Below are 18,296 nucleotides of genomic sequence, written 5' to 3' on the forward strand. Positions count from 1 at the left end.
GCCCTATGTCCGACCATACCCACCACCACGAACACTCGCACGCCCATGGGCATGCGCATGGCCATGAACATAGCGATGTGGCCTGTTGCAGCGGCCATGCCGAGCCCGTGCTGGCCCCGCTCCACGCGTCGGCCACCAGCAGCAGCGGCGATGTGCAGACCCCCATCCGCATCCTGCAAATGGATTGCCCCACCGAAGAAGCTCTGCTGCGCGGCAAGCTGGGTGGCATGGCCGGGGTGGCCGGGCTGGAATTCAACCTGATGCAGCGGGTGCTGACCGTCACCCACGCCCCCGAGGCGATTGAGCCCATCCTGGCCGCCGTACGCGCGCTGGGCTACACGCCCGAGCTAGCCCAGGGCAGCGCGCCACCCACGCCGGAGCCCGCCAAACCCTGGTCGCCGCTGATTCTGGCCGGGGTGGCCGCAGTTGCGTCCGAAGCCGCGCACTTTGCCGCCCTGCCCATCTGGGTGCCCGCCCTGCTGGCCCTGATGGCCATCGCCACCTGCGGCCTCACCACCTACAAAAAAGGCTGGGTCGCGCTGCGCAACCGCAACCTGAACATCAACGCACTGATGAGCATTGCCGTCACCGGCGCGCTGCTGCTGGGCCAGTGGCCCGAGGCGGCCATGGTGATGGTGCTGTTCACCCTGGCCGAGCGCATCGAGGCCTTGTCGCTGGACCGCGCCCGCAACGCCATCCAGGGCCTGCTGCAACTGGCCCCCGAGCGCGCCACCGTGCAGCAGGCCGATGGCAGTTGGCTGGCCGTCGAGGCCAAAACCGTCCCCCTGCAAGCCCGGGTGCGCATCCAGCCCGGCGAACGTCTGGCGCTGGATGGCAGCATCACCAGCGGTCGCTCCACCATCGACCAGGCGGCCATCACCGGCGAGAGCCTACCGGTGGAAAAGACCGTGGGCGACAGCGTGTTTGCGGGCACGGTCAACGCCGCCGGTTCATTCGAATACGAGGTGACCGCGCTGGCAGGCGACAGCACGCTGGCCCGCATCATCCACGCCGTAGAAGCCGCCCAGGGTGCGCGCGCCCCCACCCAGCGCTTCGTGGACCAGTTTGCCAAGGTCTACACCCCCATCGTCTTCGCACTCGCCGTGCTGGTGGCCGTGCTGCCGCCGCTGCTGGCAGGCGGCGACTGGTTTGCCTGGGTCTACAAAGCACTGGTGCTGCTGGTGATTGCCTGCCCCTGCGCACTGGTAATTTCCACCCCGGTCACCATCGTCAGCGGCCTGGCTGCGGCGGCACGCTTGGGGCTCCTGGTCAAAGGCGGCGTGTTTCTGGAGCAGGGCCGCAAGCTGCGCTGGCTGGCGCTGGACAAAACCGGCACCCTGACCCACGGCAAACCCGTGCAAACCGACTTTGCCGTACTGGATGGCAGCGCAGAGGCCGATGTGCGCAGCTTGGCCGCCAGCCTGGCCAGCCGCTCGGACCACCCCGTGTCCCGCGCCGTGGCCGATGCCGCGCAGCGCGACGGCATCGCTCTGCGCGAGGTCACCAACTTTGAAGCTTTGCCCGGCCGCGGCACGCAAGGCGACATCGGCGGCCAGCGCCACGAGCGCTACGTATTGGGCAACCACCGCCTCATCCACGAGCAAGGCCTGTGCTCCGACGCGCTGGAGGCCCGCCTGGCCGCCCTGGAAACCCAGGGCAAAACCGTGGTGCTGCTGGCCCACGAAAAACAGGTTGTCGCCTTGTTCGCCGTAGCCGATACCGTCAAAGACAGCAGCCGCCAGGCCATCCAGGAGCTCCACGCACTGGGCATCCAGACCGTGATGCTCACAGGAGACAACCCGCACACCGCCCAGGCCATTGCCACCCAAGTCGGCATTACCGAAGCCCATGGCGACCTGCTGCCCGAAGACAAGCTGAAATTCATTGAAAGCAAGATCGGCCCCAATGGTGCCGTGGGCATGGTCGGCGACGGCATCAACGACGCCCCCGCCCTGGCCCGCGCCGACATCGGCTTCGCCATGGGCGCGGCCGGCAGCGGCACCGCGATTGAGACCGCCGACGTAGCCCTGATGGACGACGACCTGCGCAAACTCCCCCGCTTCATCCGCCTGTCCCGCACCACCCACACCTTGCTGGTGCAAAACATCGTGCTTGCGCTGGGGATAAAAGCTGTGTTTTTGGTGCTGACGCTGATGGGCTCAGGAACCATGTGGATGGCCGTGTTTGCCGACGTAGGGGCCAGTTTGCTGGTGGTGGGGAATGGGTTGCGGTTGCTACGATTTAAATAGCTGCTTGCGCAGGTAATATATGCGCTAGAGCCGTATTTTTATACGCAAACGTTAGAAAGCAACCAATGAGCGTGTACATTTTTAAATACGAATTTCTGAGTTGTAGGCCTGACGAACGCAACTACATCTTGACCGTAATGATGAGTGATGACGTGGTAATCAGATGGCGTTTCTTAGCCGACCGGGTGCCGCTTTCAAGAGGTCAAGCAATTCATCTAGATACTCGACCTTATGCTTTCTAACACGCCGGTCAAAATCGCACCCTTCAGTCGCTGGACTATGCAAGAGTGCTCCGCCTTTTACCTTGGTCGTTAGGCCCCGCATGGAATCTCCTGCCCTCGCCATCACAACCAAATCTGCACGGTGGCGGGCAATATTGGCAATTGTCGGAAGCATTGCAGCCTATATCGCCTGCCTATGTCTACCTGCGTTCGAAATACTCACCGGATATCACGATGTAGTCCCAGGCGCTTACGCCCTGGTATTGGGCGTATTCGCAGTTGTGGGGATTGGCTCTGATGAAAGTCTTTTCTTTTGCCTTGCTTGGTTCGCCAACATTGCCTACATCTCGGCCATTATCAATTTGTTGCGCAGCGAAAGGTTCGTTGCGTGCTTCTTTGCGGTAGGCGGCATAACCCTTAGCGCGAGTTTCGGACTTGTAAGGCAAACGCATATGCAAGGAATGTGCACGCCGCATCCCATCAAGCTTGAAGTGGGCTACTTTCTTTGGGTGCTGAGCATGGTTCTCGCTCTCACATCGGCGGTCCTTGGTGCCGAGCGCGGTCGACTCAGGGCCTCGTTGGCTCGCCATAAGCGCGTAACGGCTTGCGTGGCATGCCTTCTTCTTTCCTATCTGGTACTCGGCATCTCATTGCCGCTTGGCAACTGCGGTCTGCTGCGGTGACGATGTCTGACCATATCCATAGCGTGATGCGCTCTGACACGATCGTTTTGTTCCCAAAGATGGACGGCGTTCCCACTGGCAAATGCGTAAAGTACTTCGGCTCATTTTTGTAACCATCAACAATATTTAAGAGGTTACAATTTTCCTGGTTGAAAACTACAACCATGAAGCCCCCATGCACGCAAGAATCCTTGGAACGTGGGCGCACTTCCCCCCGCGCATCCGGCATTTACTGTGGGGGCAGTTGTGCATGAACGCTTCGCACTTCATGACCGTGCCGCTGTTGGCGGTGTTCCTGAGCCGAGACATGGGGCTAGGCCCCGCAGCATTGGCGACGGTGATGGGGGCCAACCTGCTGCTGGCACAGTCGCTGCCGCTGCTGGCGGGCCCGCTGGTGGACCGGTACGGTGCCAAACCGGCTTTGGTGCTGGGCCTGTTCCTGCGGGGCTTCGGCTTGGCCGGGTTTGCCAGCCAAAGCGACACGGCGCTGCTGGTGCTGTCCGCATGCCTGTGCGGCGCGGGGGTGGCGGTGTACGAGTCGGCGCTGTTTGGGGTGCTGGGCCGCGAACCGCCAGAGCGGCTGTCGGCGGTGTTTGCGGCCAACAACCAGATGCTGAACCTGGGGGTCATCTTCGGCCCGCTCCTGGGAGCCCTGGGCAGTGCTGTCAGCGTGCGGGCCTGCTTTGCGGTGAGTGCCGTGCTGTTTGGCATGCTGTCACTGCGGGCCTGGCGGCAACCGGCGATGCACAGCGCGCACGCCCCGGCAGCGGGCGGCTGGCGCAGCCTGCGCACTGCGCTGACGCACCGGCCCTTTCAGCTCCTGGTGTGCGCGGCGATGCCCTGGTACTTTTTGTTTCCCCAGCTGTATGTGGCGTTTCCGATCTACCTGAAGAACCTGTCGGAAAGCGGCAGCACGGCACCGATTTATGTGGTCAACGGCATCGTCGGCGTGGGCTTCATGGTGCTGGCCCGGCAGTGGCTGGTGCACACGCCGCCCCGGCAGTTGCTGCTGCTGGCCTACGCCGCCGCCAGCCTGCTGTTTGCCAGCGTGGCGCTGACCGACAGCCTGCTGTGGTTTTACCTGTTTGTGGTTTTACCTGTTTGTGGTGGGCTATACCGTGGTGGAAACCACCATCTTGCCCGCGCTGGAAACCCTGACTTCGACCGTGGCACCCGACGGCAGCCAGGGCACGTTCTTCGGCGTGCTGAGTGTGGCGGGTGCGCTGGCCGGTACGGCGGGCTACTACGTGGGTAGCTGGCTGGTGGTGGACGGTGCACGGGCGACCGCCTGGCTGGTGTTTGGCGCGGTAGGGGCGTTGGGCGTGGTGCTGACGGTGGTTTTACGTGCCCGCACAGCAGGCCAGCTGCCACGTGAAGCCGCCACGGCCTAAGCGCCCTTTTGCCGCTCTCTGAAACTGCGCACTTTGGCGATGGTGCCGCAGGCGCGGCCTTCGGGCCCGCCCTTGGACATGCCGCACCAGCGCTTGCTGCGGTTCTTAGAGGTGTCAAAAAAGCACCACTGGCAATCAGCGCAGCATTTCAGGCGCACCCAATCACCGCGAGCGATGGCTTCCATGGCGATCACCAAAATAGCGCCCTGCGCGCTGCGGCCGGGGTTGGTGGTGTGCAGCACCGGCAGCCCGTCTTGTACTGCCACGGCCATGCCCAGCGCCGCTTTTTGCAACCAGGCATTGAGCGTGCCTTGCAGGCGGCTGGGGTCGGCGATGGCCGCACGCAAGTCGTCCCGCAGCCGCAGCATCGCCGCATGGCTGTCTTGCGCACCCAGGGCGAAGGGAAAGAGCGCATACCACGCAGCGGAGTCGCCCAGCAAACCCGGCAGCACGTCGGTGGCCACACGGGTGTCGTTGGGGATAGACCAGGTGTTGACGAATTGCTGTAAGTGACCGAGATCACCGGTGGTTTCTAGGGTTGGCATGGGCGGAGTCTTTTGCACGGTTTACTCTATTTTTAATAGCTACTAGCGTAGGCAGAACCTACGCTAGAGCCACTTTTTATGCAGAAGTGACGGCCAGCACCGCCGACAGTACGCTGGCCCCCAATTTTTTCGATCTAGCCCCGCTCCAGCCGTTGCGCGCATCCGGCAAATTCGCGTTGTCCTTGAACGGCATTTCAATCGTGAAGGCCAGGCAATTGAAGTTCTGCCCCACCCAGTTGGTGGCCAGACTGAGGTTGGCCTGGCCGGGCGCGGCGCGGGGGTAGCCGATGGCCGTCTGGAAATCCGGGCTGGCGGCGAGCCAAGCGGCTTTGAAAGTATCTTGCAGGGCTTCGATGCGCGGGCTGTAGCCGGGGGTGGCTTCGGTACCGACGACGAAGTTGTAGGGCAAATTCTCATCCCCGTGTGCGTCCAGAAACAGGTCCAGGCCGACCTGCTGCATTTTCTGGCGCACATAAAAGACCTCGGGGGACTTGTCGACGCTGGGCTCCAACCACTCGCGGTTCAGGTTGGTGCCGACTGCGTTGGTGCGCAAATTGCCCAGGGCGGCACCATCGGGATTCATGTTGGGCACGACGAAAAATTCGCAGTGCTGCAGCAAGCGGCGGCTGGTGGGGTCGTCGCGGTCGAGCAGGCGCTGCAAGAAGCCTTCGGCAAACCATTCGGCCATGGTTTCGCCGGGGTGCTGGCGGGCGATAAGCCAGACTTTCTTTTTCGGGACGGTGGTTTGCCCAACCTGGGTGTCGCGGATGTGCAGCAGGGTGATGTCGCGGCCCTGGTGGGTGGTGCCCAGGTGCTGCGCCTCCACCAGGTCGGACAGGGAGGCGGTGCCCAGCAGGTCCAGGTGGTGCTCGTAGGAATAGGGTTCGAAGTAGGCGAAGTAGAGGCGGTTGGCCGTGGGCGTAGTGCGCACGGTCATGACCTGGCCGTCATAGCTGGTGGGTACGCGGAACCAGCGGCGGCGGTCGGTGCTGGCCAGCATCTGGTAGCCATCCCAGCCGGGCGGGTAGGCGCTTTGGCCGGCGTTCAAGAACTTCATCGCCACTGGCACGCCCGCCGCGCCCTGCAGGCAGAAGTAGAACCACTGGGCAAAGGCGCTGGCGTTGTCGGGGCGGATCTGGAGTTGGATGTCTTGCGGGTCGGCCAGGCTGACCACGGTGATCGCACCCGCATCGAACTGGCTGGAAATGTGCAAGGTGTTCATCCGGGGATTATGTGCGCGGAGCCGATAATCGTCCGAATGGATACCCCTTCTCCCCGCCCTCCTCCACTCCCCTCCGTTCGCCGCCCGACTGTGCGGTTTTTGCTGTCGCACCCGGCCCACTTCATCGCCCTGGGTTTCGGCTCGGGCCTAAGCCCGGTGGCCCCCGGCACCGCGGGCACGCTGTGGGCCTGGCTGGCGTTTCTGGTGGTCCAGCCGCTGCTGACACAAGCGCAGATGGGCTGGTTGCTGGTGGCCTCGTTTTTTATCGGCTGGTGGGCCTGCACGGTGTGTGCAAAGCACATGAACGTGGCCGACCCCGGGGCTATTGTGTGGGACGAGATCATCGCGTTCTGGCTGGTACTGTGGCTGGTGATGCCGACCGGGCTGGTGGGGCAGCTGGTCGCGTTTGGGCTGTTCCGCTATTTTGACGCGGCCAAGCCGGGGCCGGTGGCCTGGGCCGACCAGGCGTTCAAAGGGCTGAACGCACGCGGCGGCTTCGGGATTATTTTTGACGACCTGGTGGCGGCGTTTTGCACGCTACTCGTCATCGCACTATGGCGCTTTTGGTGATGTGTGCACACCCACACCCCCAGGCTACACACTGCGTGTTTTCGCCAACCCCCTTGCAGGGGGCAACACCAGCAGCCTGGCAAAGCCAGTTCTGCGGTGTTTCTTGGAGCGTGCGTTCAGCTTGGCCCATGGTATCGGTAGTTACACAATTTAATAGCATCTCATGCATACCTTACCTAGGCTAGTGGCCGATTTGATGCTTGAACGGGGTTTATTCCTGGCCACGGCCGAGAGCTGCACCGGGGGCCTGATCGCCGCCGCTTGTACCGACCTGGCCGGGTCCAGCACCTGGTTTGAGCGCGGCTTTGTGACCTATTCCAACGCCGCCAAAACCGAGATGCTGGGAGTGGATGCCGCGCTGATCGCCCAGCACGGGGCCGTCAGCGAAGCCGTGGTGCGGGCCATGGCGGCTGGGGCGCTGGCCCGTTCCCACGCCCAGGTGGCGGTGGCGGTGACCGGCGTTGCCGGGCCCGGCGGCGGCAGTGCAGACAAGCCGGTGGGCACGGTGTGGCTGGGGTTTGCGCTGGATGGGCAGGTCCACGCAGAATGCCAACATTTTCCCGGCGACCGCGCCGCCGTGCGGGCCGCCACGGTGCAGCATGCCTTGCGGCGGCTCACCGAGCTGCTTACTCCGCCTCAATAGCCCGGTGGCTGATGCGCTCGATCGCGTCGGCCATCCAGTCGGACTGCAGCGCAGCGGGCGTACCAGCGGCCAACAAACGCACGGCCAGACCCTGGGAGTCCGACTTCAATTGCACGCTGCCACCCCAGTACGACAACCAGGCCAGCCAGGCCACCGAGCTGGGCGATGGCGGCTCGTGCGAGGCGGCATCCAGCAGCCAGGTGAGTGCGCTGCGGTGGCTGAAGGTGGCGGTGTCGCCCAGCAACGCAACCTGGCCCGGCAAGGCATCGGCCAGCGCCTGCAGGGCATCGGCAGGGCTGTGTATGGCGGCAAACTGCGGCTGCCAGCCTGCCAGGGCCTGGCCAATGGCCACGCTGCGCTGGGCTTCGTACTGCATTAGCTCGGCGTGGTCCATGCTGCGCCAGTCGATGGGCGGCAGCGCACAGCCGCTGAGTTCGGCCGCCTGCAGGTAGACCTGCAAGCCCCGCGCGTAGTCGGCATGCAAAAAGCCCGCGCAGACGATGGCCAACTGCGAGACGCGGCTGGCCAGCAGCTGCTGGCGCTGCACAGCCATTTTTTCGCGCAGCAGGTCGTCGCGTTCGCAGCGGGTGTCCGACAGCTCCAGGGCGTTGCGCATGTCGGCGCGCAGCAGCTCCAGGTCCCAGGGCTTGGTGACGTAGCGGTAGATTTCGCCAGTGTTGATGGCCTCGATGGCCTCGCCCAGCTCGGAGTAGGCGGTGGTGAGCATGCGCACCATCTGGGGATGGTGGTCGCGGGCGTAGCGCAGCAGCTCGTTGCCCAAAGCCCCCGGCATGCGCTGGTCGCTGATCAGCACCGCGATCTCGGCACCCCGCGCCTGCAGTACCGCCTTGCCCTCTTCCACCGACAGCGCGGTGAGCACCGGGGCCATGGGCTTGATCAGGCGCTCGAAGTATTTGAGGGCCATCGGTTCGTCATCGACGTACAGAATTTTGTCAGGTCTCATAGGGGGCCCTTGCCAGGTTTGTCAACAGAAAAAGACTGGAAGTACAGGGCCACACAAGCCCCTTGTCCAGCGACGGAGGTAATCGCAATGCTGCCGCCCATGGACTGCAGCACCCGGCGACACAGCACCAGGCCCATGCCGTGGCCACCGGTGTCGGCGCGCGGGGTGGTGGGCTGCAGAGTCAAACGCTCCAGCAGCGCCGGCGCAATACCGGGGCCATTGTCGGTAAATCGGATGCAGCTGCGTTGGCTGTCGGCATCCCAACCCAACCAGATGCGCAGGCGGGGTTGGGGCCAGCCGCGCAGGGCCAACAAGGCGTTTTTGGCCAGGGTGCACAGCACTAGGTAGAGCAGGTCGCGGTGGCCGGGGAGCACAAAGTCGGCTTCGATCTGGGTGCTGACGCAGGCACGCTCGTCGCCGCTGAACGGGTATTCGTCCAGCAAGGCTTTAAGCAGGCTGCTGGCCATGGTGGGTTCGGAAGCGCTGGAAATGCCAGGGTAGGCATCGCGGGCCGACTGCACAAAGCTGGACACCAGCGACTGGCAGTACAGGGCCTGGCGTTCAGCCGATAGCAGGGCCTGCAAAATTTCGCCGGGCACGCCTTCGGCAAACATGGCCATGCCGCGCCCGGACGGGGCAAATTCAGGGGCCATGTGCCGCTCTTTCAGTGCGGCAATGTATCCGCGCACCGTACCCAGCGGGGTGTTGAGCTCGTGGGCTAAAAAGCCCAGGGTGTCCCGCATGGCGGTGACGCGGCTGGCATGCACCAGGTGCTGCAGCGCCTGCTCACGGTACAGGGCCAGCGCGTCGCGCAAGGCCTGGCGGGTGGGTTCGGCAGCCAGCGGTTTTTCCAGGATACGGAACACCTGGCCTTCGTTGACAGCCGCAATCGCCAGGGATTTGTCGGCATAGCCGGTGGCCAGCATGCGCACCAGCGGCCGGTGCGCGCGCAGCACCGCCCGCAGCAGGTCCATGCCGTCGCGCTGGGGCATGCGGTAGTCGGTGACCAGTACGGCAATCTCGTCGGCGCGGGCGTGTAGCACCGCCAGCGCGGCGTCCACACTGGTGGCGGTGAGGATGGTGAATTCATCCGCAAAGCTGCGGGCAAACCATTTGCAGGACTGCGGCTCATCGTCCACAAACAAGACGCTGGTGGCCAGCGGCAGGGATTCGGCAAGTTCAGACATTCTTATGGGCCAGTCCTAGATCAAATGCAAACTCGGTCCATACACCGGGCTCGCTGTTGACGCGCAGGGAACCGCCGTGGCGCTGCACGATGGCATAGCTGACACTCAGGCCCAGGCCCAGGCCCTTGCCGACATCGCGGGTGGTAAAAAACGGCTCAAACACCCGGGGCAGGTGCTCGGGCTGGATGCCGGTACCGTTGTCGCGCACGGTCACCTCCAGCCGATCACCCAGGCGCATGGCCCGCACCTCGATGCGCGGCGCGGCGCGGGCGGCTTTGTGCAAAGCCAGCGCGGCATTGCCCAACAGGTTGATGAGCACGCCGATCAGCGCGGGCTCGTCGCCGTGCACATGGGTGTCCATGGGCAGATCCACGGGTACGGTAATGCCCTTGAGCTCAAACCCGGTCAGGCGCAGGGCCGATTGCAGGGCTTTTTCAAACAGGAAAATGCGGCTGCTGCTGGTATCGCCTGGTTTTTGGTAGGCAAAGGTCTTCAGGTCGGACACGATGCTTTGCACCCGCTGCATGCCCTCTTTGGCATCGCCCAGACTTTCTTGCAGGTCGGCGCTGTGGAGTACCACCGGGTCCATCAGGGACATGTTGAGCGCCATCAGGCTGTAGTTGACGGGGTTGTTGACCTCGTGCAGCAAGCCGGCAGCCAGAGTGCCCAGGGCGGCCATTTTCTCCTGCTGCATCATGTGCCCCTTGATCTCGGCCAGGGCCTGGTTGGTCTGCTGCAAGGCCGCATTTTTTTGCTCGATTTCTTTTTTGAGCTGGAACGACAGCCAGCGCCAACGCTCGTTGTACACCGCCAGAGCAATGCCGATCAACGCGTAAAACAACATGAACAAGGCATTGCCCCAAAAAGCCTGAAAGTTCTGGATACCGCCCTCGCGCCATACGCAGGCGGCACAGTAAGCCACCAAGGTTAAGGTCCCAAAAAAGATGGCTTCCACACAGGAAATCGGCAGGAAAAACGCCATGCCGCTCAACACAAAAGTCAGGCCGACAAAGTAGATCGACTGCTCGCCATCGGTTTTAAAAATCATCCAGGACACCATCGCCTGGGGGATGCAGATCCAAAAGTACGTCAACGCCTTGATGTGGTCGCGGCCCCAGGTACCCCGGTAGCTCAGCAGTACCAGGCCAATCGCTGTACAGGCGGCGATACGCAGCCCAAAAAACTCAGCCGCAAACTGCGGGTAAAAAATATGGTCCAGTGCCAGCCCGGCCAGTACCAAAACAATGGTCATCAGGCAGGCCGCCCGGCTGTTGAAAATCAAATAGCCGTGCAACTCACGCTGGTAGGCGGCATCCTTGCGCGGCTGGATGAACTGCATCATGTGCCGGGACCACCCACAGTAGCTTCGACAAAAATATTCACCCCGGTGACCTCGGTGTAGACCAGGGTGTTACGCAGGCCGGGCGGCAGAATCCTTTGCATATCCGCCTCGTCGCGGTAGATCAGATGCCACTCTAAAAAATGCTCCATCCAGCGCCGCTCGGGGTTGCTGGAGTGCACATTGGTGACCAGCAGCTTGCCGCCCACGCGCGACTGGCTGGCCATGTACTTGATAAGGCGGTTGCACACCTTGTCGGTCAAATAGTCAAATAAACCGGCGCAGTACACATAGTCGAACCGGTCGGCGTCGGCCAAGGGCTGGACCAGGGTGCTGCGTTTGAGCAGTTGCTGCACCGACGCGTGCTGCATCGTCAGGTGCAAGGTTTTGCCCGTGCCTTGCTGCAGGCCCGCCAGCAGATTGCGGGTGTAAGCCAGGGTTTCTTCACTGAAATCCACCAGCACGAATTCCAGGCGGTCGAAATGCGGGTTTTTTTGCACCAGCCGCTGGATTTCCAGGGCCGGGCCGCAGCCAATGTTCAACACCCGCAGGGGGCGCTGTGCCTGCAGGGCCTGGGCGGCGAGTTTTTCCAGCCTGTTGAACAAGATGTCGATGCGGTTGCGGTGGGCCTGCGCCACACCCGCCTGCAAAAACATGAAATTCACCAACTGGAAATAGCTGCTAGGCCCCTGCCGGGGATCGCCTACGATCTGGTTTACCATCTCATAGTCACCCGCGTAGCCCATAGGCTTGGAGAAGGTGCGGTGTACAAACGGAGCCCGCAAAATCAGCGGGTGGATGGCGTTTTGGGCAAAGCTGCGGTGCATCGGCACCAGGTCTTCGGGCACCGCCGCCGCCTCGTGGTCAAACCACTGCAGGTATTCGCGGCCCTTGTGCAGCAATGGCGTGCCCAGCTCGGCAAACACCGCGGACTGGATACGCCCGTCGGCATCGCGCGGCAGACTGGCAGCCACGTCCAACTGGTCGACCCAGCGCGAGACTTCGGAAAAATAGGCCCGCATCTCACTCACCACCACCTGGTAATCGCGCAGCACGTTGAAGCGGCTTTTCCAGTCTTGCACAAAGGTGCTGGCAGCCTGCCCTACCGCCGCCGTACCGGGTTGCATCAACCCCACTTCGTTCCACTGGTCCATCAAATTTACCGACACCACCACCATCAGCCCGGTATTGACCAAGCTGACAACCACTGCTTTGCCCTGGTAAACCGTCTGCTGTGCCGAGCGCACGGTCAGGTCGTGCAGCATTTCACTGACCTGCACCAAGGCATCCGGGTTGTACACCTCCATCACCAATGAGCCACGCTGGTGACTGACGAGAGTGCCACGCATCGCTTCATGCTTGCTATTGCGGAAGGTGATCACCGGGTGGATGGAGCTTAAAGACTGCACAGAAATAAAGCACTCACAAGGGATGGGCCTGCATGGGTACACAGACTACCGGTTAGCGTGAAACAACTTATCCACGCGCGAAACGTTGCACGTGCAGCACATGAAAGTCAGGATGGATGTTGGCGGTCAACCGGGTGGCTAGCGCCCGAATAAAGCAGGTGCAAACACAGTTACAGAGATATTCTGTCACCTTAAGCCACACCCTAAGACCCAAACAGGCCCCAAAATCACCGCTTGTAGCGGCAGCAAGACACCCAACGGCATTATGTAGTCTATACAAGACCCTTGCATCCAGAATGTAATTATTTGAAACAAATAAAGAGAGCTATGCACCCCCCTCAAAAAACGCTGGAACGCTTTTATGCCGCCTTCGCCCAACTTGATGCCGACACCATGGCGGCCTGCTACGCACCCGATGCGCAGTTTGACGACGCGGTGTTTTCCTTGCGTGGCCAGCGGGAGGTGGGCGGTATGTGGCGCATGCTGTGTGCAGCCACCCGCACCCAGGGCCGGGATGTATGGAGACTGGAATCCAGTGGCCTTCAGGCCGATGCCACTACCGGCAAGGCCCACTGGGAGGCGCACTACCGGTTCAGCGCAACCGGGCGGCTGGTGCACAACCGGATTGACGGCACGTTCAGCTTCAACCCGGCAGGGCTGATCGTGAACCACGTGGACCGGTTTGACTTTTGGCGCTGGTCGCGCCAGGCACTGGGCACGCCCGGGCTGCTGCTGGGCTGGACGCCGTTTTTGCGCGCCAAGGTGCGTCGCCAAGCCGCCATGAATTTACAAAAATTTCTAACCAAGCAGTGAGCCTGAACTTCTAAAAAACACCCTAGAGGCTCACTCTCAACTCACCCAACTTTCAGACAAAACGCACGCATCCAAGGATGCCGTGGAACTGGCTCCACCAGGCCACCAGCATCGCCCCCTGCAAGGGGGTTGGGGACTAGCGCTTGCGCTGTAGCCTGGGGGTGAGCGATCACGTCATGCCGTGGCACTTTTTGTACTTTTTGCCGCTGCCGCAGGGGCATGCGTCGTTGCGACCCGGCGTGGCTTCGACGCGCACGGTTTCCACCCGCGGGCCAATGCTGCGCCACAGTGCACGCAGGTCGTACACCGCCCACATGGCTTCGCCAAAAGCCTCCATGCGGGCCATGGACATGCTGGGGGGTGGCTCTTCGCCGCCTTCTTCGTCCGGGCCAAAGGCAGATACTTCGGCCGGGCCGGTATCGTCTTCGGTGAGTGCCACGATGGCATCCAGCGCCGCATCCAGCGCTTTAACAGCGTCCTTGTCTTTGGCCGGGGCCACCCACTCTTCGGGCCAGGATTCGACCGCGAACATGAAACCCAGGGCCCAGACCTGGCCGAATGCGGGCAGCGGCCCTTCGTTTTCTTCGCCACCCTCGCCCAACATGGCTTCGGCGCGCTCTTCGGGGCTCAGCGACAGCATCATGGCGCGCACGTCCAGCACCTCGGGGGTGTAGGCTTTTTCGTCCGTCAGGTTGCGCACGTCTTCTTCGTCCAGCGCCGCGGTCACTTCCGCAAAGCGACGCATCCACAGAGACATAAAAGCTTCTTTTTGGGCCTCGTCGGCAAAGCTGCCTTCGCCGTCTTCGCCAATGTCGAGCAGCACCGAAAAATATTCACTCGGGGCGATGGGCTTGCGGCCACACACCACGGCCGCCATGAAGCCTTCGCAAAACTCCCACTGCGGGGTTTCGTCATAGCGCTCGCGCAGGTTTTCCAGAATCAAATCCAGGGCATCAAAGTCGTCGGGCTGCAGGGGGGAAAGGGGTGTCGAAGTCATGGTGATCACTGGTAGCAAACCCCCAGTTTAGCCAGTAGCATCGCGCCCAGGAGAAATGTCTATGCTGGAATATTTGAATACGGTCTACCCCATCCGCTACACCGCCATGGGGCTGTGCGTGATGGGCCTGCTGCTGAGCCTGTTCAGCCTGGTGGCATTCCACACCGGGGTGCTGGCGCTGCTGGTGTTTGGCGGGCTGGTGGTGCTGGGGGTTTTTGACCTGCGGCAGACCAAGAAATCGGTGCTGCGCAACTACCCGGTGATTGGCCACATGCGCTACATGCTGGAGTACGTGCGCCCGGAAATCCGCCAGTACTTCATCGAGGCCGACAACGACTCCAACCCCTTCTCCCGCGCCCAGCGTTCGCTGGTCTACCAGCGCGCCAAGAGCGACATCGACAAACGCCCGTTTGGCACCCAACTGGACGTGCTGGCCGAGGGCTACGAGTGGATCAACCACTCGGTCGCCCCCACTGTCGCCCCCTCGCACGACTTTCGCACCACCATCGGGCTGGACAGCAACACCGGGCTGCAGGCTGTCAGCTCCAGCTGCACCCAGCCGTACAGCGCCAGTATCTTCAGCATCTCGGCCATGAGCTTTGGCGCACTGTCGGCCAACGCCATCCTGGCGCTGAACCAGGGGGCCAAGCAAGGCCATTTTGCGCACGACACGGGCGAGGGCTCGATCTCGGTGCACCACAAAACCCATGGCGGGGATCTGGTGTGGGAGATCGGCTCGGGATACTTCGGCTGCCGCAACGAGGATGGCACGTTCAACCCTGAGCGCTTTGCCAGCACCGCTGCCAACCCGCAGGTCAAGATGATTGAGCTCAAGCTCAGCCAAGGCGCCAAGCCCGGCCACGGTGGCGTGCTACCCGGCCCCAAGGTCAGCGCCGAGATTGCCGAAGCCCGCGGCGTGCCCGAAGGGGTGGACTGCGTCTCGCCCTCGGCCCACAGTGCGTTTAGCACGCCCGTCGAGATGATGCTGTTCATCGCCCGGCTGCGCGAGCTGTCGGGCGGCAAACCCACCGGCTTCAAGCTGTGCATTGGCCACCCCTGGGAATGGTTTGCCATGGTCAAGGCCATGCAGGTCACCGGCATCACGCCCGACTTCATCGTGGTGGACGGGGCCGAGGGCGGCACCGGTGCAGCACCGCTGGAATTTACCGACCACGTGGGCGCGCCGCTGCAAGAGGGCCTGCAACTGGTGCACAACACCCTGCGCGGCGTGGGCCTGCGCAGCCGCATCCGGCTGGGCTGCGCGGGTAAGGTGGTCAGCGCCTTTGATATTGCACGGATGATGGCGCTCGGGGCCGACTGGTGCAATTCGGCCCGGGGCTTCATGTTTGCGCTGGGTTGCCTGCAAGCCCAGGCCTGCCACACCGGCCACTGCCCCACAGGGGTGACCACCCAAGACCCCGTACGCCAGCAGGCGCTGATCGTGCCCGACAAGGCGGTGCGGGTGTTCAACTTCCACCAGAACACACTGAAAGCCCTGAAAGAGATGGTCCAGGCCGCCGGGCTGATGCATCCGGGCGATATCACCGCCCACCACATCGTGCGCCGGGTGAATGAAACCGGGGTCAAGCTGCTGGTCAGCCTGATGCCGCCGCTGCCCATGGATGCCCTGCTGGACCGGGACATCAGCGCCCTGCCGAATGTCTACAAGTTCTACTGGCCCCGCGCTTCAGCCGATAGCTTCACGCTACAAATTGAATAGCTACTTGCGTAGACACACCCTGCGCGAGAAGCCTTTTTTTCATGGAAAGTACGGCCTTGTCCTTGCTCAAGAGCAGCGCCTGGTGGGCCACAGCCAGATCGATGAAGCATTGGTCGTCCGGGTCCTTGCAGATGGCGCTGATGCGGGGGGCCACCTCCACCAGCGTAGCGTAACGGTCAAACTGGGCCAGCACGTCGGCCTTGCTGAGTTGGTAAAAAGCCAGCTTGGGGATAAGGTGCACATAGTCCAGCACCCGCTCCAGCTCGTTGCGCATGTAATGCGTGGCCAGCCAGCGCAATTGCCCACTGGCCAGGGCGGGCTGAAGGGGCTTAGACACCTTATCGTCGAAGATAAACATGTCCAGCACGATATTGGTGTCGATCACGACGTTCATGGCAAGCCAAGGCCAGAGGCAAGCGCAGCGCAGACCCCTCCAAAACACCGCAGAACCGGCTTTGCCGGGCTGATGGTGTTGCCCCCAGCAAGGGGGTTGGCGTTTACAGCCAGTGAAAAAGCCTGGGGGTGCGTCATTTCCTTGCCGACCCGGCGACCATGTCAAAGCGGAACAAGCGGCATTCGATAGGGCCGTTCCACATCGGCACACGGCGGGACTCTTTCAGGCGCATCTTGCCGGGCAGCTTCAGGTCGGGGGTGAGGATCCAGCCGGTCCAGCCTGCGTAGTTGCGCTTCCAGTGGGTGGCCAGCTGAGGAAAGAATTCGCTGTTGCCGGCCTCGCCGTCCTCGGTTTTCGCGGCTTCGCGGCGACCGGCCACACCGGCCACCTCGATCCGCTCGCCGTAAGGCGGGTTCAGCAGCATCACACCCGATGGCGCGGGCGGCATGCGCTGCAAGGCATCGCCGCCGCGGAACTCAACCACGCCCGTGACCCCGGCGCGCTCGGCGTTGCGGGTGGCGAAATCGACCATCCGGAAGGCCACATCGCTGCCGAAAATCTGCGTTTGCGGCTCGTGCTCGGCCTCGGCCGCCTGGTTCTGTATGGCCGACCACACGTGGGGCTGGAACGGCAGCAGCTTCTCGAAGCCAAAACGGCGCAGGCTGCCGGGCGCGATGTTGCAGGCGATCTGCGCGGCCTCAATGGCGATGGTGCCGCTGCCGCAGCAGGGGTCGTAAAAGGGCGTGGTGCCGTCCCAGCCGCTGGCGGCAATCATGGCGGCGGCCAGGGTTTCCTTCAGAGGCGCATCGCCCTTGTCTTCGCGCCAGCCGCGTTTGAACAGCGCGTCGCCCGAGGTGTCGATGTAGACCGTGGCGTGCTCGGTGGTCAGGTGCAGATAGATGCGCACGTCGGGCCACTGCACGTTCACATCCGGGCGCACGCCGGTTTTGAAGCGGAAGCGGTCAGCCACCGCATCCTTGACCTTCAGGGCGGCAAAGTTTAGCGAGGTCAGTGGGCTGTGCTGCGCGGTGACTTCGATCTTGAAGCTTTGTTTGGGCGTGAACCATATCTCCCAGGCCACGTTGCTGGCGGCTTCATACAGATCTTGCTCGCTGCGGTAGGGCGTGCTGGACAGCTCGATCAGCACCCGCTGCGCCAGGCGGCTGTGCAAGTTGAGCCGCATCGCGTCGCGCCACGACGAACGCACCAGCACCCCGCCCCGGTGCGAGCGCAAATCCTCGCCCTGCAGCCCGGTAATCGCGTGCACCTCTTCGGCCAGCAGCTCTTCCACGCCAGCGGCGCAGGGTAAAAATAATTGGAGTTGGTTCATGGGATCGGTGCCAAAGTGGGGCGCGGAGCGGGTCCGCCGGGAGGCGTGGAGTATCCCATAGGGGGTTGGACGCTACTTTTAACGCCGGGAACCACCATATCCTGGCTTTCTGCGCTGGTGGCGGACGACCACGATGTGGATACCCTCCTCCACGGAGCGGTAGACCACCGCATAGGGAAAAACCTGGAGCGGGAACATCCGCCGCCCGCGTGCTCCCGGTGTGCCGATACCGGGAAATTCGACCAACAGCGCGGCCACACGCTCAAACTCGTCAAGGAAACGCCGGGCCACCAGCGGCCCCGCTTGGGAAGCGTAAAAATCCACGGCCTCTGCAATATCTTGCTCAGCCCCAGGATGGAACGTGTAGCTCACACCGGCCAGCGGGCACGCAAGCGGGCCATCGCCTCCTGCCCAGGCACGGCGATAGCGTTGCCGGATGCCACAGCGGCTTCGCGCTGGTCGGCCACCTGTTCCCAGGCGGCTTCCACGTCCGGATCTGCATCCAGGCTGGAGATCAGCTTTTCCAGCAAATGCGCGCGGTGTGCGGGCGCCAGCTGCAAAACCTCCGCCTCCAGAATTTCAAGGGATGTACGCATGTCGTGAATCTCCAGAACAGCTA

19 protein-coding genes are annotated in these 18,296 nt (G+C 62.7%); 8 read left to right on the forward strand and 11 right to left on the reverse strand.

The features are described from left to right. Window positions 1-5: 5 nt before the first annotated feature. The 4 genes from AC097L_RS06740 to AC097L_RS06755 all read left to right on the forward strand — a co-directional run bounded on the left by AC097L_RS06740 (window position 6) and on the right by AC097L_RS06755 (window position 4,544). The gene (locus AC097L_RS06740) at window positions 6-2,249 is read left to right on the forward strand and encodes a heavy metal translocating P-type ATPase (protein ID WP_479585493.1); all 2,244 of its coding nucleotides are present in this window, start codon (window positions 6-8) and stop codon (window positions 2,247-2,249) included. A 322-nt stretch (window positions 2,250-2,571) separates the two neighbouring features. Next, on the forward strand, window positions 2,572-3,153 hold the full coding sequence (locus AC097L_RS06745; RefSeq protein ID WP_479585494.1) for a hypothetical protein: 582 nt from the start codon (window positions 2,572-2,574) through the stop codon (window positions 3,151-3,153). Window positions 3,154-3,328: 175 nt separating this feature from the next. After that, window positions 3,329-4,408 (forward strand): MFS transporter, encoded by a 1,080-nt coding sequence (locus AC097L_RS06750; protein WP_479585495.1) that lies wholly within the window; start codon window positions 3,329-3,331, stop codon window positions 4,406-4,408. Continuing rightward, window positions 4,320-4,544, forward strand: a complete 225-nt coding sequence (locus tag AC097L_RS06755; protein WP_479585496.1) for a hypothetical protein — start codon at window positions 4,320-4,322, stop codon at window positions 4,542-4,544. The genes AC097L_RS06750 and AC097L_RS06755 overlap by 89 nt, the downstream gene beginning before the upstream one ends. On the opposite strand, the gene AC097L_RS06760 is transcribed toward AC097L_RS06755, so the two are convergent. Together AC097L_RS06760 and AC097L_RS06765 are read right to left on the reverse strand one after the other, a co-directional pair. Further along, on the reverse strand, window positions 4,541-5,089 hold the full coding sequence (locus tag AC097L_RS06760) for a CGNR zinc finger domain-containing protein (protein ID WP_479585497.1): 549 nt from the start codon (window positions 5,087-5,089) through the stop codon (window positions 4,541-4,543). The two genes, AC097L_RS06755 and AC097L_RS06760, sit on opposite strands and share 4 nt — an antisense overlap. Before the next feature lie 76 nt (window positions 5,090-5,165). After that, on the reverse strand, window positions 5,166-6,311 hold the full coding sequence (locus tag AC097L_RS06765; protein ID WP_479585498.1) for a M14 family metallopeptidase: 1,146 nt from the start codon (window positions 6,309-6,311) through the stop codon (window positions 5,166-5,168). A 36-nt stretch (window positions 6,312-6,347) separates the two neighbouring features. On the opposite strand from AC097L_RS06765, the gene AC097L_RS06770 reads away from it, so the two are divergent. Both AC097L_RS06770 and AC097L_RS06775 read left to right on the forward strand, forming a co-directional pair. Beyond that, window positions 6,348-6,881, forward strand: a complete 534-nt coding sequence (locus AC097L_RS06770; RefSeq protein ID WP_479585499.1) for a phosphatidylglycerophosphatase A family protein — start codon at window positions 6,348-6,350, stop codon at window positions 6,879-6,881. A gap of 163 nt (window positions 6,882-7,044) precedes the next feature. Continuing rightward, complete coding sequence (locus AC097L_RS06775; RefSeq protein ID WP_479585500.1) at window positions 7,045-7,524, forward strand: CinA family protein; 480 nt, start codon at window positions 7,045-7,047, stop codon at window positions 7,522-7,524. Here the strand turns inward: AC097L_RS06775 and AC097L_RS06780 are convergent. Genes AC097L_RS06780 through AC097L_RS06795 form a run of 4 tightly spaced genes read right to left on the reverse strand, consistent with a single transcriptional unit; the run spans window position 7,508 to window position 12,423 of the window. Next, complete coding sequence (locus AC097L_RS06780; RefSeq protein ID WP_479585501.1) at window positions 7,508-8,488, reverse strand: response regulator; 981 nt, start codon at window positions 8,486-8,488, stop codon at window positions 7,508-7,510. The two genes, AC097L_RS06775 and AC097L_RS06780, sit on opposite strands and share 17 nt — an antisense overlap. Continuing rightward, a complete protein-coding gene (locus AC097L_RS06785; RefSeq protein ID WP_479585502.1) occupies window positions 8,485-9,675 on the reverse strand; it encodes a hybrid sensor histidine kinase/response regulator in 1,191 nt (396 codons plus the stop codon). The genes AC097L_RS06780 and AC097L_RS06785 overlap by 4 nt, the downstream gene beginning before the upstream one ends. Beyond that, window positions 9,668-11,017 (reverse strand): sensor histidine kinase, encoded by a 1,350-nt coding sequence (locus AC097L_RS06790; protein WP_479585503.1) that lies wholly within the window; start codon window positions 11,015-11,017, stop codon window positions 9,668-9,670. Before AC097L_RS06790 ends, AC097L_RS06785 begins: the two co-directional genes overlap by 8 nt. Then, on the reverse strand, window positions 11,014-12,423 hold the full coding sequence (locus tag AC097L_RS06795) for a class I SAM-dependent methyltransferase (protein ID WP_479585504.1): 1,410 nt from the start codon (window positions 12,421-12,423) through the stop codon (window positions 11,014-11,016). The genes AC097L_RS06790 and AC097L_RS06795 overlap by 4 nt, the downstream gene beginning before the upstream one ends. Before the next feature lie 327 nt (window positions 12,424-12,750). Between AC097L_RS06795 and AC097L_RS06800 the strand changes: the two genes are divergently transcribed. Next, window positions 12,751-13,236 (forward strand): nuclear transport factor 2 family protein, encoded by a 486-nt coding sequence (locus tag AC097L_RS06800; RefSeq protein WP_479585505.1) that lies wholly within the window; start codon window positions 12,751-12,753, stop codon window positions 13,234-13,236. Window positions 13,237-13,405: 169 nt separating this feature from the next. On the opposite strand, the gene AC097L_RS06805 is transcribed toward AC097L_RS06800, so the two are convergent. Further along, on the reverse strand, window positions 13,406-14,233 hold the full coding sequence (locus tag AC097L_RS06805; protein WP_479585506.1) for a YecA/YgfB family protein: 828 nt from the start codon (window positions 14,231-14,233) through the stop codon (window positions 13,406-13,408). 61 nt (window positions 14,234-14,294) lie between these two features. On the opposite strand from AC097L_RS06805, the gene AC097L_RS06810 reads away from it, so the two are divergent. After that, window positions 14,295-15,953 (forward strand): FMN-binding glutamate synthase family protein, encoded by a 1,659-nt coding sequence (locus tag AC097L_RS06810; RefSeq protein ID WP_479585507.1) that lies wholly within the window; start codon window positions 14,295-14,297, stop codon window positions 15,951-15,953. On the opposite strand, the gene AC097L_RS06815 is transcribed toward AC097L_RS06810, so the two are convergent. The 4 genes from AC097L_RS06815 to AC097L_RS06830 all read right to left on the reverse strand — a co-directional run bounded on the left by AC097L_RS06815 (window position 15,934) and on the right by AC097L_RS06830 (window position 18,273). Beyond that, complete coding sequence (locus AC097L_RS06815) at window positions 15,934-16,347, reverse strand: putative toxin-antitoxin system toxin component, PIN family (RefSeq protein ID WP_479585508.1); 414 nt, start codon at window positions 16,345-16,347, stop codon at window positions 15,934-15,936. The two genes, AC097L_RS06810 and AC097L_RS06815, sit on opposite strands and share 20 nt — an antisense overlap. Window positions 16,348-16,480: 133 nt before the next feature. Continuing rightward, on the reverse strand, window positions 16,481-17,677 hold the full coding sequence (locus AC097L_RS06820) for a THUMP domain-containing class I SAM-dependent RNA methyltransferase (protein ID WP_479585509.1): 1,197 nt from the start codon (window positions 17,675-17,677) through the stop codon (window positions 16,481-16,483). Window positions 17,678-17,755: 78 nt separating this feature from the next. Continuing rightward, window positions 17,756-18,049 (reverse strand): type II toxin-antitoxin system RelE/ParE family toxin, encoded by a 294-nt coding sequence (locus AC097L_RS06825; protein WP_479585510.1) that lies wholly within the window; start codon window positions 18,047-18,049, stop codon window positions 17,756-17,758. Then, on the reverse strand, window positions 18,046-18,273 hold the full coding sequence (locus tag AC097L_RS06830) for an addiction module protein (protein WP_479585511.1): 228 nt from the start codon (window positions 18,271-18,273) through the stop codon (window positions 18,046-18,048). The genes AC097L_RS06825 and AC097L_RS06830 overlap by 4 nt, the downstream gene beginning before the upstream one ends. Between the last annotated feature and the right edge of the window lie 23 nt (window positions 18,274-18,296).

The organism is Rhodoferax sp. RT5P35 (assembly GCF_056521385.1).